Raw genomic sequence first — 18,206 nt, forward strand, 5'->3', positions numbered from 1 at the left:
CGGCCTTCTGGACCTCGATCGTCACCGGGCCGGTCGCCGCCGCTGCGAAGGCCGAAAGCATCCTGCCGCTGATCAACACCGCGCCTTCGCCCGAAGTGTTTGCCTCGACCAGCGTCGTGAAATAGCTGTCCAGATCGGTCGCGCGCAGGGTGACGATGCCTTTCGACACCCCGAGGTGCGCATAGCCGAGGACCGGGATGGTGTTGCGTCTTTCGATGACCGACGACGCGATCCGCGCGGCGCGCCGGAATTCGGCAAGCTCGATGGTGGCGCTGATACGGATTGCCGGCGCGGTGCCGCTGATGGGTTGGTGCATGGTCATTCGGGCAGTCCTTCCTGCTGCGCAATGGGTTCGCGCCGGTTCCAGTCGGCGATGCGCTGGGCGCTGAATTCGAGGGTGGAGAGCGGGCACCACGGGTGCGGCGGGTGCATGAGCAGGTGGGCGCCGTAGAATTCCGGCACGCGCCCGCAGAAGGGGCAGGGCGCCACCGCACCCGATGCGGACCGGGGGCGGCCCGCGATGATCTGCTGCGCGCTGGGCTGGGGTCGGATCACCGCTCCATCTCCTGAAGCGTCTGATACATGGCCAGATCGGCCCGCAGCTTCGCAGGTGATGCAAGCAGCGCCCCGCCGACGGCGATCGCCACGCTAACGGAAGCAATCCAGATGGCAACGATCACCAGGCGGGCGTTGCGGGCCTCGGCCTTGTCTTTGGCGGTATCAGGGAACGGCTGCACCGGCTGGCTGGCCTCGTGCTGCTGTTCCATCCGAGCGGCACGTTCCAGACGATCGGCGCGGATTGCTTCGTCGATCTCGAAGGCGTGGCAGTTGCGGAGAAACTGAGTCATTTCTTCCTCCGTGCAATGGCGGCGATGCCGCAGATGGCAATGAGGCAGGCGGCAAAGGGGCCAAGCCCGGGCGGCAGATCCACAGACGGCAGCGTCGGGGAGGTGGGCGTTACAGTAGCCGGGATGTCATTTACGCGGCCCGATCCGCCGGTGATGTAGGTGGGCATCAGACTATCGATGAACTCGGCCAGTTCGCGGGCGTTGCGCTCCTGGACCATTGCCAGATATGTGTCGGTCGGCTGACCGCGCGGGCCGATACCGTTCGCGCTGAACTCAGGAGCAGCTTCGCACGGCAAGTATATGATCCGGGGAGTATCATTTCCGGTGTCGGCGTGCGCACAGGTGGCAAGCGCGAGAAGGGTGGCAACACCGCCAACCCAGAAAGGAACGATCCACCAGCCGGAGGGACACTGCCTCATCGCGCCACCTCGACCGGCAGGACACCGCGCGCCGCATCGGCCCGGGCGCGTTCGGCCAGTGCGATCGGCTCGCGCAGGTGCGACATGATCAGCTTGCGGATGCGGAGGTCCTCGTTCTCGGCGGATGCGACCAGGTTGCGCATCGCCGCGAGTTGCAGTGTCTCAAGAGGGGTCAACATGGTGCGGTCCTCGCAAAAGGGTGCGACCGGGTTATCGGCGCATCGCGTTGCGGTGGCCGGTCACGGAACTGGAATTCTCAAGCGTTGGAGTTGTGCAGTCGCGGGGTAGGGTGGCCCGGCCTCGTGGGCTTGCTCCGTGAGTTGGGAGGCCGGGCCTGCGGGCCGAGCGTCTTGGTCCGCTATTCCTGTTCGCGATAGGTCTTCAGCGCATCTCCGTAGGTGGCTACTCGCGATCGGCCCAGGTGGGTTTCAGCGGCGGGGTATGCGATGCAAAATGTATCTCCTAACGCGATCTGTCAATACATTTTGCATCGCATTACGCAATGTGTCAGAATCACCCGGTCAGCACAGGGCTGGCAGGCAGCAAAAAGCCCGCGCAAGGCGGGCGGTGAGAGGTTGGCGGTGATTAGCGCGATTTTGACTTTGGCTCTGCTATTCTTTCAGGGAACTGAATTGCAGCTTGACGGGGGGAGCCTTGCCCTCGGAGTTGGCAAAGACAGCTGTCCACCCGTCGCGGTAGGAGGAGATCCTGTCACCATCGGCGTGAAGGAAGACGCCCCATTCTCTGACTTCGTTGTAGATGGTGCCATATTCGAGGGAACCGCGAATGAAGAGGTAGATGCCAGCTTCGGTGGCATCCGCAACCCTGTGAATGGCATTGCTTACGTCCATCCCCTCGACGGTGAAATCCAAATCTCGACCCGTGGCGGGGCCGGTCCATTTCGTGGTCATACCAGAAGCGAGAATGGCTTCATCTGTGGGCGTTTCTCCCCTTCTGCCCATGCCAAACTCATAGCGAAATCGAAACCATTCAGCTGGTGTGGCGCCGGTGTTTCGGACTTTGCAACTCATAACATAGCCGTCTTTTCTGCCGTTCTGGTGTGCGTCAATCGAGAGCCCGTGAAAACGAATGTCGGCCTCATGAATGGTGAGGTAGGCTCTACTTTGATCTCGACCAATCTCACGGGTGACATCAACCGCAGCGTTGGCGGCAACCGTGGCGGCTTTCGCTTCGCGGAGCATATTTCTGCTGACGCGAAGAGTTCCGGCTACCAGAAAGACGGTGATGAGGCTCGCGAGCCCACCGACCGAGGTTCCAATCAGGGCAAGACCTGCCCAGTCCTTTCCCCAGAGAACGTTCTCATTGGGTACTGGATAATAGTTCTCGTCCTGACGATCCTGATGCCACCCATAATCGTTGTGGTGACGGACGCCAGTCTCCTGATCGAACACGAGTTTTGGGGGCCATGCGTTCTTTTGTGGGGAGTTCTGTCCCTGGCCTTGGCTTACGCCGGACTGCTTCTCGGCGGCCTGTGGATGCACTACAGGGGGGCGAATATTGCTGCCGATGTCCTGTGCAAATATTTGAGTTGCGGATAGAAAAAGCAGCGTCAATGCAAGTAATCTCATTCTACTGTGCGCGGCCTTTCCACAATTTTTTATTGTACACGGCGTGACCGTTATCTTCCCGTCTCATCCATCTGCCAGCTTCGCCGCGATCCGATCTAGGATCTGGGCGGCGATGTGGTCTTCCTGATCCTCGCGTGATCCGGCGGCGATGCGCAGGTATCCGGCCATGTCCTCGGGCGTCTTGACCACATCGCGCCAGCGCTGGTCGGACACGATCATGAACAGCAGGCCGAACATGATCTCGTTGGCCGTCTCCGACTGATCGAGCCGGCGCTCCAGTTCATCGAGGCGTTCTTCGGGGGTCATGGCGCTATGTTTTTCACAGAATCTCTCGACGGATGCAGATGCTTCGATGAAATCTCATTTCGCTTTTCGATCTCGCATAGCCGACCTTTTCACCCATATGATCGGGGCAACCCAGTCCACAACCAGATTGCGCATCGGTGGCGCGTTGAAGCTTTCGAGGGTAGCCGTTCCATCAGGTTCGGCACGAACAATTTTCACATACTTCCGTCCGTCTGGGAGGCTAACGACACATTCCTGACCGTCGGCTTGGGATAGGTATACCTGCTGGTCATAGATTAGGACGTCTCCGGGCATGTAGCGGGGAAACATGTTGTCTCCGCGAACGCCAACGGCTACCGCTTCAGGCCCAATTCCTGGTGGAGGATCCATCTCATCCAAGCACCCCCCGTCATCAATCGGAAACACTTCCGCGCCGGCTCCAACATATCCAACAAACGGCAAAGGCTTTTTCGCATCATCCCCGATGCCAAGAAGTAGCCACTCAGGAGAGACGCGGAACGCCCGGCCATACTTCCTTGCGCCGTCTTTTGTGAAATTTCGGTTTCCATTCTCGTGCGCCCGATAGGTGGGAACAGTCCACCCAAAGCGTCTGGCGGCTTCGGTCGCATCGGAGAATCCCGCTCGCTCTCGTGCAAGCTTCAGTCGTTCGTGTGGTTCCATGCGATACATTTAGCAGCACATGCGATGCAGTAGGTATTGACATGCGTTGATCTACAATACATTTTGCATCGCATGGAAAAAGTATTCTGCATCTGGCCGAACGCGGCAGAGCTTGCTCGCGAGATCGGCGAAAACCCTGTAACGGTCCGATCGTGGCGTGCGCGCGGGTCGATCCCGGCGGATCGAGATGTGATCCTCGTCAGGGCCGCCGCGAAGCGTGGCGCAGTTCTGACAGTTGAGGAACTGGCCGAGGCTCGTCGTAAGCGCGCAAGCCAAGAAAGGGTCGTGTGATGTCCAGACACGCGACCCCGTCCCGCCTTTCCTCAAACTCACCAGTTGAACCGTCTGCATGCGCTCAACATGGGGAAGGAACCCACGGAATGTCTCCCAGAAAGTTTTCCGCACGCGCCCGGAAGCTGGAGGTTCTCAGCTACCGGCAGCATTTCAACAACGTCTGGCAGCGCATCATCTGCCAGAGCTTCGAAACGCCAGCAGAGGCGGCGGTGTTCTTCGGGGTCGATCCGTCGACTGCGGAGAACTGGTTCGAGGGCAAGAACGCGCCGCAGGGATGGGGAGTGGCCTGGCTGCTCCGCCAGCCTGAAACGCGCGATGCCGCCCTCGCCGCGCTGGCAGGGGTGTAATCATCATGCGCTTTTTTGCACCAGTGTTCTGGGCAGAACTTCAGATCGCACTTCATCTCGGCGCCGCCGGGGAATGGTGGGCCGCTCGTGCGGCCCGTCGTTACGGAAAGTTTTCCCGGAACAATTCCGGCCCCTTGAATCGTGGAAACGACGACACGGGGGGCGCAGCATGAGCATGCAGGATTATCATGCCTTCATCGCCTCGAAGGGCATCGCGGCGTCGAGCCACGGTTTTGCCCCGCAGGCGCTGCCGGAGCGACTGTTCACGCATCAGCGCACTGCGGTTGAATTCGCGCTGGGCAAGGGCCGCGCCGCGCTGTTCCTCGACACCGGCCTCGGCAAGTCCGGCTGCGAAGCCGTTTTCGCCGATGAGGCGCGGCGCGAGACGAACCGGCCGGCCCTGATCCTGACACCTCTTGCTGTGGCGCGGCAGATGCAGCGGGAATGCGAGGCCTTCGGCGTCGAAGCCCGCGTGATCCGTGAGGACGCGGACGTATTCCCCGGCGTGAACATCGCCAATTACGAACGCCTCGGCAAGCTGGACGTGACTCGGTTCGGTGCGGTGGTGTTGGATGAAAGCTCGATCCTGAAATCATTCATGGGATCAACCAAGTGCCAGCTCGTCGAGGCCTTCGCGCAGACGCCTTACCGCCTCGCGGCGACCGCGACCCCGGCACCGAACGACCATATGGAGCTTGGCACGCATTCCGAGTTTCTCGGCGCGATGGGCCCGATGGAGATGCTGTGCCGCTGGTTCATCAACGACACCTCGACCGCATCGCAGGAATGGCGCCTCAAAGGGCATGCCGTCGGGGACTTCTGGTCATGGGTCTCGTCCTGGGCCCGGGCCGCATCGCTGCCGTCCGATCTCGGTGGGGACGATGCCGGGTTCATCCTTCCTCCTCTGGTTCATCAAATCCACAAAGTCGGCGTCGATATCATGGACGGCGCGCAGGACGGGATGCTGTTCCGGATCCCGGACAATTCTGCGACCGCCATCCACGCCGAAAAGCAGCGCACGCTGGTGGAGAGGGTCGCATGCGCCGCGGAGATCGCCAACGCCGACACCGGCTATGTGATCGTCTGGTGTGAACGCGACGACGAGAGCGCTGCCCTGACGGCCGCGATCCCGGACGCGATCGAGCTGCACGGCAAGCTGAAGCCCCAGGAAAAAGAGGCCGTGCTCGAGGCGTTCACCCTGGGCGAGCGTCGGGTGATCGTCGCGAAGCCCAAGATGGCCGGTTTCGGCCTAAACTGGCAGCACGCCCGGACGCAGGTCTTCGCCAGCATCTCGCACAGCTACGAGCGGTATTATCAGGCCATCCGCCGCTCGTGGCGCTTCGGCCAGACGGAACAGGTCACGGCGCACATCGTCATCGCCGAGACAGAGCATGGCATCTGGCGCGACATCCAGCGCAAGGCCGCCGACCACGACAAGATGAAGCGCGCCATGTCCGAAGCCATGCGCGGCGCCCAGATCACCGCCCACAAGCGCGCCTACACGCGCTCTGCGGACGTAACCCTTCCCGCTTTCCTCGGAGGTATCGCATGACCCCGGAATATCAGGGCCAATCCTATGGCATCTACAACGCCGATTGCATCGAAGTCCTCGCGGGTCTGCCCGATGGCCTGATCGACTGCGCGATCTTCTCGCCGCCCTTTGCCGATCTGTTCGTCTATTCGGATAGCGAGCGCGACATGGGCAATTGCGGCAGCTACGACGAATTCTTCGAGCACTACCGCTTCTTCGCCGAGAACCTGTTCCGCGTGATGAAGCCGGGCCGGATTACCTGCGTCCACTGCACCGATCTTCCCGCGCGAAAGGGCAAGGACGGCTTCATCGGCCTGCATGATTTCTCGGGCGATCTGATCCGCGCCCATCGCGATGCGGGATTTGTCTATCACGCGCGCGCGGTGATCTGGAAAGATCCCGTCGTGGAGATGCAGCGCACCAAGGCGCTCGGCCTGCTCTACAAGCAGCTCAAGAAGGACAGCGCCATGAGCCGGGTCGGAATGCCCGACTATATGCTGTTCTTCCGCAAGGACGAGCCGAACCTCGATCCGATCACCCACGATCCGGAAGATCTGCCAGTGGACATGTGGCAGGAACTCGCATCGCCAGTCTGGATGACCGTCCGGCAGGGGAACGTCCTGAATGGGCGTCTCGCCAAGGGGCAGGAGGATGAACGCCACATCTGCCCGCTGCAGCTCGACGTGATCGAGCGGTGCCTGAAGCTCTATAGCAATCCGGGCGATCTGATCCTCGACCCGTTCAACGGCATCGGCTCGACCGGCTTCCAGGCAGTGAAGATGCAGCGCCGCTACATCGGGATCGAACTCAAGCCTGAATACGCCCGTCAGGCCGCGCGCTTCCTTGTCGGGGCCGAGGCGGAAAGGGACACGCTGTTCAGCGCAGCGTGAGGAGGCAGCATGACCAGCATCCTCACAGGATCGATCCGCCTGGAAGACGACTTCGCCGTCATCCGCATTCCCATGTCCGAGGTTCACGCCTTTCGCGTGGCGTTGAGCCCATGCCCCTGCAAAGCCGCGAAGTCCTTCGCGACCGCAGGCATCCGGGAGCGGATAGAGCAGGGCCTTGCGCAGTTGGAGGCGCACCTATGACCATCCCCATGAAGAACACCGCCGCCGATAATCAGGTCGCAGACGCCGCCTATAATGTCGCCGCCGACGAGCTGCGCCAGTTCATCGAAAGGTTCGAGCAGCTTGATGCCGAGAAGAAGGACATCACCGAACAGCAGAAAGAGGTGATGGCCGAGGCCAAGGGACGCGGCTACGACACCAAGGCGATCAGGAAGATCATCGCCATCCGCAAGCGCGACAAGGACGATGTGGCAGAAGAGGAGGCCGTGCTCGACCTCTACAAGGCCGCATTGGGGATGGTGTGATCATGGACATGGACAGGACCATCCTCCAGTCGTTCTGGCATCGGACGCGACGGACGAACGTTCCCCTTACCGCGCGGGAAGTATCATCGCGCTCCGGCCTATCCCTTCGCGTCGTTCGGCATCGCCTCGCCGTGTTGAAGGAGAACAGGATGCTCACCGGCGAACAATGCGGGGACAAGAACGTCACGGCGTTCTACATCACCAGCGCCGGAGAGGGCTTCCTACGGCAGTCGGCTGCGGAGGCATGCCAATGACTGAACGCATGACGGCCGCGCAGCTGCGCGCTGGGCAGGAGGCACAAGCCCGGGCCAAGAATCCCAAGTATGGCAACAAGAGGGTGAAGACCGAAGATGGGGACTTCGACAGCCAGCGCGAAGCCGGCCGATGGGAGAGCCTGAAACTGCTCCAGCGCGCTGGGCAGATCACCGATCTCAAGCGACAGGTGAAGATCCCCCTCATGGGCCGCGATGGGCCGCTCCTGACCGAGACCGGACGCCAGCGCTTCTACGTCGCCGACTTCACCTATTTCGACGTCGCGCTGGGCATCCCTGTCGTCGAGGACAGCAAGGGCGCCCGGACCAAGGAATACCTGCTGAAGAAGTCGGTCTGCGCCGCGCAGGGCATCACGGTGAAGGAGACATGATCCGATGAACCGGAAGCAACGCGAATACCTGCGCGACGTGTTTCGCGCCGCAGCGGGCCGCCACGGCCTGACCGAGGCCGATCTGTATATCCGAGACCAGAGCAAACCGCTCGTGGCCGCCCGCCATGAGGCGTGGGCAGAGGCCCGGCGCTCTGGTTTCACCCTCAAGGAAATCGCCAGCATCGCCGGATGGGACCATACCTCCGTCATGCATGGCGCGCGGAGGCCTGTGCAATGAGCGTCAAGATCATGTCGGCCGTATTCGACAGCGAGATCCTGAACCCGACGGAGCGCCTGATCCTTCTGGCACTCGCGGATCACGCTGATGACGAAGGCCGGTGTTACCCGTCGATCAACCGGCTGTGCCAGCGCACTGGGCTGAGCTGCCGGACGGTTCAGGTGAACATCAGGAGGATGCAGGCAGATGGTTATATCCGGATCATCCCGAACGGTGGGAAGGCCGGGGCGAACCTCTATTTCGTGCGCGCTACCCCCGCAGGAAATGCACCCCCACAGCAGATGCACCCCCCTGCGAGAAATGCACCCCCAACCCGCAGCAGATGCACCACCCCCCCGCATCTGGTGCAGGATACCCCCGCAGCAGATGCACCCGAACCGTCAGGAACCATCACTGAACCACCACCACCGCGCGCAGGCGCGCCGGAGGAGGCGGCGGGGAAAATCCGGGATTTGATCCGGGAAATCGGGAAGGCCGTCGGCATCAGCTCGAAATCGCTTCCGAAGTCATGGACCAACGAGGCAGCGATCCGCCTTGTCCTCGACTGGCTCGACCGGGGGCTGAGCCCGGAACAGGTCGTCGACAAGGCCGCCGAGAGCCGCTTGGTTCACGAGAAGGCCCCGACTTCGATCCGGGCGCTGGACGTGTTCATGGTTTCGTCGATCCCGGTGCAGCCCGGGGCGGCGGGTCGTGACGCGGCCCGAGAGGCCAATCTCGACCAGATCGCAGAACGCATCCGTGAGGGTCGGTTCGTGCCTCAATCCGCGCTGACACCATCGGTGGTGCGGGATCTCATCGCCTCCGGGCGCTTGCCGAAGGACTGGAAACCATGAGCTTCAACATCCGCCGCGCCCTGACGGTCAGCCGCCACTACCGCGGCCCGTTTAACACCACGCTGCCGCAGCCGCCTTTTGATCTGCCGCCGGCCAAGCCGGAGCCGACCCACGCCGCGCGGCTGTCAGTCAGCGCCCTGAACAAGCGCGAGGCACGGGAACTGGAACGCGCTGCGCTGCGGACGCTGCCGGTGTTCCCAACAATCGCCGACGGCGTTCTGGCGGAGGATTGGGCATGAGCAATCACAGCACGGAGGAGCTCAAGCGCCAGTATGATGCCGCGATGTCTCGATCCGCAGATGCCACGGCGAAAATGTATGCGGCTAAGGCGCGGTGGGAGGAAGCGGCCTGCGCCGACAAAATCGCCGAGTTTGAAGCTGCGGGCGGCGTCGTCGGCATGACGCGGGTTCGGATAATGGACCAATATTGGGGCGGATCCGGCAATCCGTGCATGATGAAAGGTCCGTTCGTCGTGACCGGCGCAAAACAAGCGCGCTACGGCCACGACCAAATAGCGTTCACATTGGCAAAGCTGAAAAAGGATGGATCCGTGTCGTCTGCGGCCTGTGGCGAATACCCGTCGAGGGTTGCCATTATTCCCGAGGATCAGCCGGAGGCGAAGTCATGAGGACGCTGGTTTTCATGAACGCCGAGGCCACGCCGAAGAGCCAGACCATCCGCTGCGAGACGGAGAGCGTTGTGCCGATCATGGCTTGGTATGGGGCCTATTTCGCAGGGGACTGATACACGGTCGCCCTTGATGGCCGGAACGTGCTGATCGACCATAACGGCGAGCCTGTGGGGGAATTGCCATGACCCGGAACCCATACGACACCGCGCACCGCCAGCGAGACCTAGACGCGCTGGCTCGCGAGACGCCGCGGCAGATCGGGAGGATGTGACCATGAGCGATCCACAGCCCGATCTCTTTGAGCAAGACGTTGCCCGGCCCCGCATGGTTCGCCGCGACGCAATAACTGATGCAGGCCTCGCCCATTTTCAGGAGGCCTATCCCGGAGAGGAGATCACCAAGGGAGATTTGTTCCACTACATCTATGGCATCCTACATTCGGAGGATTATCGCACCCGTTTTGCCAATAGTCTCAGGAAGCAATTGCCGCGCATCCCCCGCGTCGGGGCCGCTGCTGATTTCTGGGCCTTTTCCAAGGCCGGCCGCACCCTGGGGTGGATCCATGTGCATTATGAGCAGGTGGAACCTTACCCTGTCACCTTCACCATCAGCGACACCTCAATTTCCCCGGTCTCCAACCCGGAGCAGTTTTACCGGGTCGAGAAGATGAGATTCTCCGGGAAGCGCCCGAATCTCGACAGATCCACCGTCATCTACAACGCCAATATCACGATCAGCGGCATCCCGCTTGAGGCATACGACTATGTGTTGAACGGCAAGCCTGCGCTCGTGTGGGTGATGGAGGGGCAGTGCGTCAAAACGGACAAGGCCAGCGGCATTGTCAACGATGCCAATCGTTATGCCATCGAAACGGTCGGCGACCCCGCCTATCCGCTGCGGCTGTTCCAGCGCGTCATCACCGTCAGCCTTAAAACAGTGGAGATCGTAAACTCCCTGCCGCCGCTGAGGGATCTGTCGTGAATATTTTCCAAAATTGCGGACCGGCCAGCGGGAGACCGGTGTGGAATCTGGTGATTTGCACATCGGGCGGGGGCCAGAAAGTGGGCTTCTCCGCCCTGATGACCAATGCCCTTCCGAGCCTCCATATGGTGGATATCGACGGCAGCCAATGCTTTCCGATGTTCCTCTACGAAACGGAGAATATGAAATGAGGACTGATAGGGAAAAGGCGGCGGATCAGGAGCGCATCTCCCGTGAGTATCAGACATCAGTCGATAGACGAAGGCAGGGCCGTGACGGGGTTGTCGTCACCCCCGTCGAAGTTGTGGACTTTCAGATACGCTCAGCTATCGAGGCGATTTCGTTAAAGGGTCGCGCACCAGACCAGGGCGTTGAGTGGCTGGATCCCTTCGGTGGGACGGGGATTTTTACGGCGCGGTTGATCCAGATCGTCGATCTTCCGCCGAACCGCAAGCGCCTCTTGGCCGAAAATTGTGTCGTGATTGAGCTGGACCACGATGCCGCACAGGTGTGCGCGAATAATCTGTCCGCCGTGGTCCTGGAAGAAACCGGCCAATCTGGTCTTATCCGAGTTATCTGCACAGACACTTTCGCCCTAGACCCCGAGGCTGACCTTTGGTACCCATCACTGCCAGTCGTGCTGCCAAGTTGGATGAATCGGGGTGCCGCATGATCCGGGTCTACACCAAGACGAATTGCCCGCAATGCGACGCCACCAAGCGCTGGCTCACCGAGCACGACGTCCCGTTCGAGGCCCGCGACCTGATGGAGCACCCGGACGATCTGCAACGGCTGATCTCCGCGGGATTTGGATCCGCGCCGATCGTTGAGGCGGACGGGCATGAAGCGTTCGCGGGGTTTCAGCCGGACCAGCTGCGCAAGCTGGTCGACCAAGCATAACCACAGGGGGCAGGAACATGGGGCAGATCACGCCAGAAGACGAACGTCTCATCCACCAGGCAATATCCGAGGGGCGTGTCGTACGGGCTGAGCGCAAGCCGAAGCCGAAGGGCATGCCGAAGGTCTACCCTGACCGCATCAGCACGCCCAAGGCCATAACGGTGCCTGTTCGGCCGACGCCGCCGAAATCCATGAGCATTCAGCGCGCGCTCGAATGGGCATTTGCCGACGAAAAAGCGCAGCTGGAATTCGGGGACGAGACAGGGGCGCATGAATACGATCGGGAAGGGGTCGACCCGCTCTGGCGCGCGATGCAGATCCGAAAGCTCGGGTGCACGGTGGACGGCGGCGGGTCGAACCCGCCCGCAGCGGATGCGCAGATCATTGCAGCAGAGGTGGCGCGGCTTCCGGAGGGCGTGGGTGGGCGCCAGATGTCCTTGCAAATCGTAGAGTGCGCCCGCGCCCGCAGCGAGCCGGAATGGGGTAGGAGCGCGCGCTTTGCCTGTGTTCCGCAGGGATACGATTTTGACGAAAACACCGGCGAGCGGATCGCATACGTGGTGAAGGTCGGGGAATGGTCCTACTGGGATAGGAACCGGCATCGAAAGACAGTTGATCTCGAAGCTTGTCCTGTTACCTACACCGGAACAGCAGTGCACATCGCGAGCCAGCGCAGGAACTACCACTTGTGGTGGGGAGCGCTGCTGCACCTGCAATCGGCCCTATCGTGCCGGTATCTCGATTTCGAGTTGACAAAATCCATGCCTGTCATGTCGCCGTGGCGAATCGGCGGTTGACACTTCGCAGGTTTTTGTTGACGCTGAACACAGCCAGAAAAGCGCCCGGAGGAAACTGCGGGCGTTTTCGATTCCGGGCTTTTGACGTTCCCCTACCTCGGCTCTGGACGGTCGAGGATTGGTCCAGCTTCTAGGGGTTCGTCATGAGTGCGGAAGGTTAAGCACAGTGGCGCGATGGTGCACACAGCGTCACGACCTTGCGGGGTCGTTATCCGCGACCCGTGCTCAACAGCCCCCCAGACAGATATGGAGATCGACATGACCTCGGAAACCGAGATCGAACGCGACATCGTTGCTGCGGGTAAGACCGCGCCCCGTCTCACGCCCGCTGACATCGACGCAGCCATCGTGTCGGAGCAATACCATGTATTCCACGGCACGACGCTGACGGTCTGCGCGCTTACCCTGCGCAACGGATACATCGTGACCGGCGAAAGCGCGGCGGCGTCCGCCGAGAACTTCGATCAGGCCATCGGCCGCAAGATCGCGCGCGACAACGCCCGCAACAAGATCTGGGGCCTTGAGGGATACCTGCTGCGCCAGAAGCTTTGGCTTCGTGAGGGGCCGCTGACCAGCAACGGCTGATCCGCGCCACGGCTCAGATCACGGGCCGTTCCCCCGGGAGCGGCCTTTCTTATGGGCGGGCTCAGGCCGCGTGGGGCAAGCGAGTGGCGCGATTACTCGTCCGCAATCGGATGCTTCTTGAAGGCGCTAGCTTCCGGGGTTCGTATGGTGAACCAATCATACGCAAGGGCATCTCTCTGCCACTGGATCAGCGTTTCGTCATCCGTTTCATAGTCCCAACCGGGGGCTCCATGGTCCTTGCGGATCACAAGAGAACTCAGCAGAGGTAAGCCGTTCGCCTCACAGAAGCGATAGATATGGCGTACCGGTCGGATAGCGTTCATTCCCGCCATTGGCCCGGTGTAGCCCATGAGGTTCCCGAGTTTTGTATAGGTGATCAAGCCGGGCCCGTAGTCGCCGGAGCTATCAGTGGCTTTCAGCACGGCCCATGAGGTCAGTATCTGCCATGCTTGAGGAGCCCTGCGGTACGTCTCGCTGACCTCGGCGTATGTCTCGTATTCCATCATCGTAAGATTCCCTCGTGGCACATGGTGTCGAGATTGCATGTCAGGCCTTCGCGTCGCATTCATAGAATACCTGTCTCCCGAGCCCCTCGGTAATTGAGCCGCTTACCGTCGCCTGAACAGAGTTCAGGTAGAGCGTTTCCCCGTAGCGTGCACTGATTGCTTTGCCTGCGAAGGAGAGGCTGGCTTGATGGAAGTTAAGAGGGTTCTGTGTGACAACGTAACCGCCGCAGATGGTAGCGGATGTGGCGTTGTTCCCGTCCACGGGTAGGAAGAATGTGCCATTCCCGAGATGCGGACCATCACTGACTGCGCCGCCATTGATGAATTTTCTCCCGGATGAAGCCACCGTCGCAACAGTGGGAACAATGGAGGCCGCTCGACCATCAATTGCCTTAAGCCTATCTAGTATATCGGAGTACTGATCCTCAGGGATGCTTGCCCTGATACTTCCGATCTTCTCGCTGAGTTGGGCGACATCATCCTTGATGCCAGTTGCTTGATCCGAAATATCCTTCAATTTTGTGGACGTGCTATCTTCAGGACCATACTTGTCCCAGAGGTAATCTGAGGCATATCCACTGGCAGCCGTGATCAGAGCGCCAGCGACCAGCATGCCGAAGAACGCAGTATTCGATCGCTTCTTGTCCTCCTGTAAGAACAATCTGGTCTGTGTCAGGACGCGAGAGATCGTCTGGAGAGTCCGTGAGCTTCGATTTGTTGGTGTATCTGACATTTTAAGATTCGAATCATTTTCCCTTAATCACCGGACTGTGAACACAACTGCGGGCGCCAGTCCATCGCCTGTTAGGGAGATTCATTTCCGATGGCTCAGGCCATGTTAGGGAAGGATGGCCGTAGCCGTGGCATCTTTCCCCGGCGCGTCCGCCTCACCCGCAAGTGCGGCGTCTCTGGGGTATGGAGGGCATATGACGAGCGGAAGGGCTGCGGTGACCAATGGCACTCGGCTGTCAGCGGATGGCACGGCGAAAAGGTGAAGCGGTCTCTACCGCCGAAGGGGTGACAGATGGCGCGCCTGACGACGATCAAACCCATGATCTCGCGCATCGCACCGCGCATGACCGCTGCCGCTGCCACATACAGCCCCGACACGAGGGGCGATTGGTCCAAGCTCTACGATATGCGGGCATGGCGCGGTGAACCTCATGGGTTGCGGTGGCAAACGCTGCTGCGGGATCACTTCACATGCCAGATGTGCGGCAAAGTGGAAGCGAGCACCAAGCGCCTAATCGGCGACCACTTGGTGCCGCACAAAGGAGACCTGCGACTATTCCTGGATCCTGATAACGTCTGGTGCCTCTGCGCATCCTGCCATGACGTGGAGTGCCAGACGATTGAGGCGATGCTGTTCGACGGCGACGAAATCCGTTCAGCTAAGATATCGCGCCGCGTAGTAGGATTCGATGGAGTTGCGCGGACGCCGAAATGTCGTTGGGTGGACCAGCGTTGGAAGGCATAGGGGGGGTGGTCAAGGACCGGCAGGCCTTCGGTCTGGCGACCCGCCGCTCCCTCATCTGTAGATTTTTTCCCTGATGGGGAGTTGGAGGGTGCGCACTTGGTGCGCGCGAACTGCAATGGCCGAAAAGAAAAAGACCATAGACTGGCCCTCAATTCGCACGGACTGGGAAAAATCCGATTGGAGTATCAGGAGGATAGCCGAATGGTATCAGGTTTCGGACGGTGCGATCCGTAAGAAGGCAAAGACCGAAGGCTGGCCTGATCGCCCCCAAGCTGCGCACCAACCGGTACGCACCAGTACGGAACATCGGAGAGAACCGGTAATGATGGCGGGGATTGATGCCACTGATCCTAGCCAGATCGTCGGTAAAGGCCAAAATCTGATCTTCCGTCTGCTTGACGAATTGGATGCAACGACGACGCATTTCGGTGCGCTGGCGGAACTGATCGAGACACACGAGGACGATCCTCGGCGCAAGGCCGCGATGCTCAAGGCAATCGAGCTTCCGGGTCGAGCCAATGTGATCAAGGCATTGGCGACGGCCTTCAAAACGTGGAGCGAGGCGAAGGCCCCAGACGGAAAGAAGGCACAGCGGCAAGCCGCAGCCCAGGAGGCCGCAACCGGGGGCAGCAAGTTCGCTCCACCTGTTGCACCCAAACTGGCGGTCGATAACACGAGGCGATGATGGAATTCACCACGGCCTGTCCGGACTGGGAGCGGAGGATTGTTCAAGGCAGAAGCCTGATCCCTTTTCCCCCGCTTTTCCCTGATGAGGCTGCTGCGGCACTGGATGTGTTTAAATCGCTGCGGATCGTCGATGCGGCTGGCAGCCCGACATTCGGGGAGGCCTGCGAGCAATGGGTGTTCGATTTCGTCGGTGCGATTTTCGGCGCCTATGATCCAGAGACGGGCAAGAGGCTGATCCGAGAGTTCTTTCTCGCGATCAGTAAGAAGAACTCGAAGTCGACGCTAGCGGCCGGGATCATGCTAACAGCGCTGATCCGCAACTGGCGCATGTCGGCGGAGTTGTTGATCTTGGCGCCGACGATCGAGGTCGCGGGGAATAGCTTCAAGCCGGCCGCAGATATGGTCCGAGTTGATGGGGAGCTTTCTGACCTCCTGCATGTGCAGGACCACCTCCGGACAATCACGCATCGGACGACCGGCGCACAGCTGAAGGTGGTGGCGGCCGATAATGACACGGTTTCCGGGAAGAAGGCGGCCTTTGTCCTGATTGACGAGCTTTGGGTGTTCGGATCGAAGCCTAAGGCAGATGCGATGCTCAAAGAGGCAACCGGCGGCCTCGTGTCCCGCCCGAAGGGGTTTGTGGTGTCAATCACCACGCAATCCGACGCCCCGCCATCTGGGGTGTTCAAGGATAAGCTCGACTACGCACGAGACGTGAGGGACGGGAAGAAGGAAGACCGGAAGTTCCTGCCGGTTATCTATGAGTTTCCTAAGGATATGATCGACGGAGAGGGATACCTTGACCCGGCGAACTTTTACATAACGAACCCGAACATCGGCCGGTCAGTTAGTCCGGAATGGCTGGAAGACGAGCTTCGCAAGGAGATGGGAAAAGGGCCAGAAAGCCGCAACGTCTTCTTCGCGAAGCATCTGAATGTCGAAATCGGCATGAACCTTCGGGCCAATCGATGGCCGGGAGCGGACTTCTGGTCCGCAAGGGCCGACAAGGGCCTGACGTATGAAGCGGTCCTTTCACGGTCTGAGGTCGTGGTGGTCGGAATCGACGGCGGCGGCTTGGATGACCTGTTCGGGATGGCGGTTGTGGGCCGTGAAAAGGGGGCACGGGATTGGCTCTGCTGGCATCATGCGTGGTGCCACAAAGGAGTGCTGGACCGACGGAAGTCCATCGCATCGAAGCTGATTGACTTCCAGCGGGACGGCGACCTGACGATTGTCGGTGATGAACTGGCGGACATTTCGGCCATTGTCGAGATCATCGGAGAGGTGAAGCAACGCGGTTTGCTGGCCTCTGTGTCGGTGGATCCTGCGGGCCTCGGGGAACTGATCGAGGCATTGGCCGAGATTGACGTAACGCAGGACGATGGGACGCTGATCGGCGCGCCGCAGGGCTATGCCATGATGAACGCGATTAAGACCGCTGAGCGAAAGCTGGCGAACGGCACGCTTCGGCATGATGGTTCCGCGCTCATGTCCTGGTGCGTTGGGAACATCAAGATTGAGCCGACGGCAACAGCGATCCGGGCGACCAAAGCAAATGCCGGTGATGCGAAGATTGACCCGGCGATGGCGCTCTTTGACGCAGTGACTGTCATGAGCCGGAACCCCGAGGCTCCCAGAGAGCCTGAATATCAGATGCTGATCTTCTGAAAGGTCGGAACCAATGAACAATCGAGCCTACTCGCTCCTGACCGTGAAAGCGGTCAGCGAGGATAAGCGTGTCATTCGCGGTATTGCGACGACCCCTGCCGTCGATCGTGTCGGGGATGTGATCGAGCCCCTGGGGGTGGAGTTCAAGAACCCGCTTCCGCTCTTGTGGCAACACCGACACGACAAGCCTGTCGGAACGGTGAAATTCAGCAACCCAACCGCCGATGGCATCGAGTTCGAGGCTGAGCTTCCGGTTATCGCGGGCGAGGGCACCCTGAAAGATCGGGTCGATGAGGCTTGGCATTCGGTGCAGGCCGGTCCGGTCCGCGGGGCGAGCATCGGATTCCGCCCGATAGAATACAGTTTCCTCGATGGTGGCGGCATCCGCTTCACCAAGTCCGAGGTGTTCGAACTGTCTCTGGTCACAGTCCCGGCGAACGCCGAAGCAACGATCATGACAGTGAAGTCCCTCGATGCGCAGCACATGGCCTCGTCTGGCAAGGGTGTGCCCTCGTCGATCCACGCGCCCTCCGCTGAGGGGCACAAAACCCTGAAATCAATATCATTGACGCCCAAGGGGGGCAAAGACATGGCAACGATTGCCGAACAGATTGCGGCGCTTCAGGCCGCCCGCGCGACCAAATCGGCGCGCATGGAAGCTGTGATGCAAAAGTCGATGGACGAAAACCGTTCGACCGACGCGGCGGAACAGGAAGAATTCGACACGCTGGCCGACGATGTCAACGGCGGCGCAAAAGTCGGCCACGGCGGCGGAGCAAAACCAGGCCAGTTGGTGAGGATGTGCGCCATGGCGCGCGCGTTTTCCACGTAGCCGGCGCGTGGCATGGCGCACTGGCCCGTCCGGGCCAGTCGTCGTCAGATGTCTGTATG

The 18,206-nt window shown here is 60.6% G+C and carries 30 protein-coding genes and 1 pseudogene; 21 read left to right on the forward strand and 10 right to left on the reverse strand.

All coding sequences use genetic code 11. The features are described from left to right. From D2T30_RS21665 to D2T30_RS24255, 8 genes and pseudogenes are all read right to left on the reverse strand, one after another. Positions 1 to 322, reverse strand: a pseudogene (locus tag D2T30_RS21665) (hypothetical protein); the annotation flags it as partial. Further along, positions 319 to 555 (reverse strand): hypothetical protein, encoded by a 237-nt coding sequence (locus D2T30_RS21670; protein ID WP_128210494.1) that lies wholly within the window; start codon positions 553 to 555, stop codon positions 319 to 321. The gene D2T30_RS21670 and the pseudogene D2T30_RS21665, both read right to left, overlap by 4 nt. Beyond that, complete coding sequence (locus tag D2T30_RS21675; RefSeq protein ID WP_128210495.1) at positions 552 to 848, reverse strand: hypothetical protein; 297 nt, start codon at positions 846 to 848, stop codon at positions 552 to 554. The genes D2T30_RS21670 and D2T30_RS21675 overlap by 4 nt, the downstream gene beginning before the upstream one ends. Further along, positions 845 to 1,267, reverse strand: a complete 423-nt coding sequence (locus tag D2T30_RS21680; RefSeq protein WP_128210496.1) for a hypothetical protein — start codon at positions 1,265 to 1,267, stop codon at positions 845 to 847. Before D2T30_RS21680 ends, D2T30_RS21675 begins: the two co-directional genes overlap by 4 nt. Beyond that, entirely contained in the window at positions 1,264 to 1,446 is a 183-nt protein-coding gene (locus tag D2T30_RS21685) for a hypothetical protein (protein ID WP_128210497.1), read from the reverse strand. Before D2T30_RS21685 ends, D2T30_RS21680 begins: the two co-directional genes overlap by 4 nt. Before the next feature lie 432 nt (positions 1,447 to 1,878). Then, a complete protein-coding gene (locus D2T30_RS21690) occupies positions 1,879 to 2,841 on the reverse strand; it encodes a hypothetical protein (protein WP_128210498.1) in 963 nt (320 codons plus the stop codon). A gap of 78 nt (positions 2,842 to 2,919) precedes the next feature. Then, complete coding sequence (locus D2T30_RS21695; protein WP_128209670.1) at positions 2,920 to 3,162, reverse strand: hypothetical protein; 243 nt, start codon at positions 3,160 to 3,162, stop codon at positions 2,920 to 2,922. A gap of 54 nt (positions 3,163 to 3,216) precedes the next feature. Then, a complete protein-coding gene (locus D2T30_RS24255; RefSeq protein ID WP_128210499.1) occupies positions 3,217 to 3,831 on the reverse strand; it encodes a LexA family transcriptional regulator in 615 nt (204 codons plus the stop codon). A gap of 63 nt (positions 3,832 to 3,894) precedes the next feature. Between D2T30_RS24255 and D2T30_RS24260 the strand changes: the two genes are divergently transcribed. The 17 genes from D2T30_RS24260 to D2T30_RS21770 all read left to right on the forward strand — a co-directional run bounded on the left by D2T30_RS24260 (position 3,895) and on the right by D2T30_RS21770 (position 12,977). Beyond that, positions 3,895 to 4,113, forward strand: coding sequence for a carph-isopro domain-containing protein (locus D2T30_RS24260; RefSeq protein ID WP_380729218.1), 219 nt, complete (start codon positions 3,895 to 3,897; stop codon positions 4,111 to 4,113). 89 nt (positions 4,114 to 4,202) lie between these two features. Continuing rightward, the gene (locus D2T30_RS23250) at positions 4,203 to 4,463 is read left to right on the forward strand and encodes a hypothetical protein (RefSeq protein WP_164884395.1); all 261 of its coding nucleotides are present in this window, start codon (positions 4,203 to 4,205) and stop codon (positions 4,461 to 4,463) included. Positions 4,464 to 4,632: 169 nt separating this feature from the next. Beyond that, positions 4,633 to 6,015: a helicase-related protein gene (locus tag D2T30_RS21705; RefSeq protein WP_164884396.1), complete on the forward strand. Its 1,383-nt coding sequence runs from the start codon at positions 4,633 to 4,635 to the stop codon at positions 6,013 to 6,015. Further along, positions 6,012 to 6,884, forward strand: coding sequence for a DNA-methyltransferase (locus D2T30_RS21710; RefSeq protein ID WP_128210501.1), 873 nt, complete (start codon positions 6,012 to 6,014; stop codon positions 6,882 to 6,884). The genes D2T30_RS21705 and D2T30_RS21710 overlap by 4 nt, the downstream gene beginning before the upstream one ends. 9 nt (positions 6,885 to 6,893) lie before the next feature. Further along, complete coding sequence (locus D2T30_RS23255) at positions 6,894 to 7,085, forward strand: hypothetical protein (RefSeq protein ID WP_164884397.1); 192 nt, start codon at positions 6,894 to 6,896, stop codon at positions 7,083 to 7,085. Next, positions 7,082 to 7,369: a DUF2312 domain-containing protein gene (locus tag D2T30_RS21715; RefSeq protein WP_164884398.1), complete on the forward strand. Its 288-nt coding sequence runs from the start codon at positions 7,082 to 7,084 to the stop codon at positions 7,367 to 7,369. Before D2T30_RS23255 ends, D2T30_RS21715 begins: the two co-directional genes overlap by 4 nt. Positions 7,370 to 7,619: 250 nt before the next feature. After that, positions 7,620 to 8,012, forward strand: a complete 393-nt coding sequence (locus D2T30_RS21720) for a DUF1064 domain-containing protein (protein ID WP_128210503.1) — start codon at positions 7,620 to 7,622, stop codon at positions 8,010 to 8,012. 4 nt (positions 8,013 to 8,016) lie between these two features. Further along, positions 8,017 to 8,250, forward strand: a complete 234-nt coding sequence (locus tag D2T30_RS21725; RefSeq protein ID WP_128210504.1) for a hypothetical protein — start codon at positions 8,017 to 8,019, stop codon at positions 8,248 to 8,250. Further along, positions 8,247 to 9,083 carry a helix-turn-helix domain-containing protein gene (locus tag D2T30_RS21730; protein ID WP_164884399.1) on the forward strand — a complete coding sequence of 279 codons (837 nt, stop codon included), beginning with the start codon at positions 8,247 to 8,249 and terminating at the stop codon, positions 9,081 to 9,083. Before D2T30_RS21725 ends, D2T30_RS21730 begins: the two co-directional genes overlap by 4 nt. Beyond that, entirely contained in the window at positions 9,080 to 9,322 is a 243-nt protein-coding gene (locus D2T30_RS21735; RefSeq protein WP_128210506.1) for a hypothetical protein, read from the forward strand. Before D2T30_RS21730 ends, D2T30_RS21735 begins: the two co-directional genes overlap by 4 nt. Beyond that, positions 9,319 to 9,711, forward strand: coding sequence for a hypothetical protein (locus tag D2T30_RS21740; RefSeq protein WP_128210507.1), 393 nt, complete (start codon positions 9,319 to 9,321; stop codon positions 9,709 to 9,711). The genes D2T30_RS21735 and D2T30_RS21740 overlap by 4 nt, the downstream gene beginning before the upstream one ends. A 276-nt stretch (positions 9,712 to 9,987) precedes the next feature. After that, positions 9,988 to 10,695 carry a type ISP restriction/modification enzyme gene (locus D2T30_RS21745; protein ID WP_128210508.1) on the forward strand — a complete coding sequence of 236 codons (708 nt, stop codon included), beginning with the start codon at positions 9,988 to 9,990 and terminating at the stop codon, positions 10,693 to 10,695. Further along, complete coding sequence (locus tag D2T30_RS21750; RefSeq protein ID WP_128210509.1) at positions 10,692 to 10,886, forward strand: type ISP restriction/modification enzyme; 195 nt, start codon at positions 10,692 to 10,694, stop codon at positions 10,884 to 10,886. The genes D2T30_RS21745 and D2T30_RS21750 overlap by 4 nt, the downstream gene beginning before the upstream one ends. Beyond that, positions 10,883 to 11,368 carry a hypothetical protein gene (locus tag D2T30_RS21755; protein WP_128210510.1) on the forward strand — a complete coding sequence of 162 codons (486 nt, stop codon included), beginning with the start codon at positions 10,883 to 10,885 and terminating at the stop codon, positions 11,366 to 11,368. The genes D2T30_RS21750 and D2T30_RS21755 overlap by 4 nt, the downstream gene beginning before the upstream one ends. Continuing rightward, positions 11,365 to 11,595 (forward strand): glutaredoxin-like protein NrdH, encoded by a 231-nt coding sequence (nrdH, locus tag D2T30_RS21760; RefSeq protein ID WP_128210511.1) that lies wholly within the window; start codon positions 11,365 to 11,367, stop codon positions 11,593 to 11,595. The genes D2T30_RS21755 and nrdH overlap by 4 nt, the downstream gene beginning before the upstream one ends. 17 nt (positions 11,596 to 11,612) lie before the next feature. Next, a complete protein-coding gene (locus D2T30_RS21765; RefSeq protein ID WP_128210512.1) occupies positions 11,613 to 12,392 on the forward strand; it encodes a hypothetical protein in 780 nt (259 codons plus the stop codon). Positions 12,393 to 12,650: 258 nt separating this feature from the next. Continuing rightward, entirely contained in the window at positions 12,651 to 12,977 is a 327-nt protein-coding gene (locus D2T30_RS21770; RefSeq protein ID WP_128210513.1) for a Gp49 family protein, read from the forward strand. A 92-nt stretch (positions 12,978 to 13,069) separates the two neighbouring features. Here the strand turns inward: D2T30_RS21770 and D2T30_RS21775 are convergent, their stop codons facing one another. Further along, positions 13,070 to 13,483, reverse strand: coding sequence for a hypothetical protein (locus D2T30_RS21775; RefSeq protein WP_128210514.1), 414 nt, complete (start codon positions 13,481 to 13,483; stop codon positions 13,070 to 13,072). A 40-nt stretch (positions 13,484 to 13,523) separates the two neighbouring features. Next, positions 13,524 to 14,144: a hypothetical protein gene (locus D2T30_RS21780; RefSeq protein ID WP_206613052.1), complete on the reverse strand. Its 621-nt coding sequence runs from the start codon at positions 14,142 to 14,144 to the stop codon at positions 13,524 to 13,526. Positions 14,145 to 14,507: 363 nt separating this feature from the next. Between D2T30_RS21780 and D2T30_RS21785 the strand changes: the two genes are divergently transcribed. From D2T30_RS21785 to D2T30_RS21800, 4 genes are all read left to right on the forward strand, one after another. After that, entirely contained in the window at positions 14,508 to 14,960 is a 453-nt protein-coding gene (locus D2T30_RS21785) for an HNH endonuclease (protein WP_128210516.1), read from the forward strand. A gap of 115 nt (positions 14,961 to 15,075) precedes the next feature. After that, entirely contained in the window at positions 15,076 to 15,645 is a 570-nt protein-coding gene (locus D2T30_RS23460; protein ID WP_206613053.1) for a hypothetical protein, read from the forward strand. After that, positions 15,645 to 17,315, forward strand: a complete 1,671-nt coding sequence (locus tag D2T30_RS21795) for a terminase large subunit (RefSeq protein WP_128210517.1) — start codon at positions 15,645 to 15,647, stop codon at positions 17,313 to 17,315. Before D2T30_RS23460 ends, D2T30_RS21795 begins: the two co-directional genes overlap by 1 nt. Before the next feature lie 13 nt (positions 17,316 to 17,328). Then, positions 17,329 to 18,147: an HK97 family phage prohead protease gene (locus tag D2T30_RS21800; protein WP_128210518.1), complete on the forward strand. Its 819-nt coding sequence runs from the start codon at positions 17,329 to 17,331 to the stop codon at positions 18,145 to 18,147. Positions 18,148 to 18,206: the final 59 nt, after the last annotated feature.

The organism is Paenirhodobacter populi, assembly GCF_004022215.1.
GTDB lineage: Bacteria > Pseudomonadota > Alphaproteobacteria > Rhodobacterales > Rhodobacteraceae > Rhodobacter > Rhodobacter populi.

Coding starts and splice junctions, on each gene's coding strand:
- D2T30_RS21710 (WP_128210501.1), top strand. CDS start 6,012: ATGACCCCGGAATATCAGGGCCAATCCTATGGCATCTACAACGCCGAT.
- D2T30_RS21765 (WP_128210512.1), top strand. CDS start 11,613: ATGGGGCAGATCACGCCAGAAGACGAACGTCTCATCCACCAGGCAATA.
- D2T30_RS23255 (WP_164884397.1), top strand. CDS start 6,894: ATGACCAGCATCCTCACAGGATCGATCCGCCTGGAAGACGACTTCGCC.
- D2T30_RS21730 (WP_164884399.1), top strand. CDS start 8,247: ATGAGCGTCAAGATCATGTCGGCCGTATTCGACAGCGAGATCCTGAAC.
- D2T30_RS21725 (WP_128210504.1), top strand. CDS start 8,017: ATGAACCGGAAGCAACGCGAATACCTGCGCGACGTGTTTCGCGCCGCA.
- D2T30_RS21705 (WP_164884396.1), top strand. CDS start 4,633: ATGAGCATGCAGGATTATCATGCCTTCATCGCCTCGAAGGGCATCGCG.
- D2T30_RS21680 (WP_128210496.1), bottom strand. CDS start 1,267: ATGAGGCAGTGTCCCTCCGGCTGGTGGATCGTTCCTTTCTGGGTTGGC.
- D2T30_RS21695 (WP_128209670.1), bottom strand. CDS start 3,162: ATGACCCCCGAAGAACGCCTCGATGAACTGGAGCGCCGGCTCGATCAG.
- D2T30_RS21785 (WP_128210516.1), top strand. CDS start 14,508: ATGGCGCGCCTGACGACGATCAAACCCATGATCTCGCGCATCGCACCG.
- D2T30_RS23460 (WP_206613053.1), top strand. CDS start 15,076: ATGGCCGAAAAGAAAAAGACCATAGACTGGCCCTCAATTCGCACGGAC.
- D2T30_RS21735 (WP_128210506.1), top strand. CDS start 9,080: ATGAGCTTCAACATCCGCCGCGCCCTGACGGTCAGCCGCCACTACCGC.
- D2T30_RS23250 (WP_164884395.1), top strand. CDS start 4,203: ATGTCTCCCAGAAAGTTTTCCGCACGCGCCCGGAAGCTGGAGGTTCTC.
- D2T30_RS21775 (WP_128210514.1), bottom strand. CDS start 13,483: ATGATGGAATACGAGACATACGCCGAGGTCAGCGAGACGTACCGCAGG.
- D2T30_RS21795 (WP_128210517.1), top strand. CDS start 15,645: ATGGAATTCACCACGGCCTGTCCGGACTGGGAGCGGAGGATTGTTCAA.
- D2T30_RS21685 (WP_128210497.1), bottom strand. CDS start 1,446: ATGTTGACCCCTCTTGAGACACTGCAACTCGCGGCGATGCGCAACCTG.
- D2T30_RS21755 (WP_128210510.1), top strand. CDS start 10,883: ATGAGGACTGATAGGGAAAAGGCGGCGGATCAGGAGCGCATCTCCCGT.
- D2T30_RS21770 (WP_128210513.1), top strand. CDS start 12,651: ATGACCTCGGAAACCGAGATCGAACGCGACATCGTTGCTGCGGGTAAG.
- D2T30_RS21800 (WP_128210518.1), top strand. CDS start 17,329: ATGAACAATCGAGCCTACTCGCTCCTGACCGTGAAAGCGGTCAGCGAG.
- D2T30_RS21715 (WP_164884398.1), top strand. CDS start 7,082: ATGACCATCCCCATGAAGAACACCGCCGCCGATAATCAGGTCGCAGAC.
- D2T30_RS24255 (WP_128210499.1), bottom strand. CDS start 3,831: ATGTATCGCATGGAACCACACGAACGACTGAAGCTTGCACGAGAGCGA.
- D2T30_RS24260 (WP_380729218.1), top strand. CDS start 3,895: ATGGAAAAAGTATTCTGCATCTGGCCGAACGCGGCAGAGCTTGCTCGC.
- D2T30_RS21740 (WP_128210507.1), top strand. CDS start 9,319: ATGAGCAATCACAGCACGGAGGAGCTCAAGCGCCAGTATGATGCCGCG.
- D2T30_RS21745 (WP_128210508.1), top strand. CDS start 9,988: ATGAGCGATCCACAGCCCGATCTCTTTGAGCAAGACGTTGCCCGGCCC.
- D2T30_RS21720 (WP_128210503.1), top strand. CDS start 7,620: ATGACTGAACGCATGACGGCCGCGCAGCTGCGCGCTGGGCAGGAGGCA.
- nrdH (WP_128210511.1), top strand. CDS start 11,365: ATGATCCGGGTCTACACCAAGACGAATTGCCCGCAATGCGACGCCACC.
- D2T30_RS21675 (WP_128210495.1), bottom strand. CDS start 848: ATGACTCAGTTTCTCCGCAACTGCCACGCCTTCGAGATCGACGAAGCA.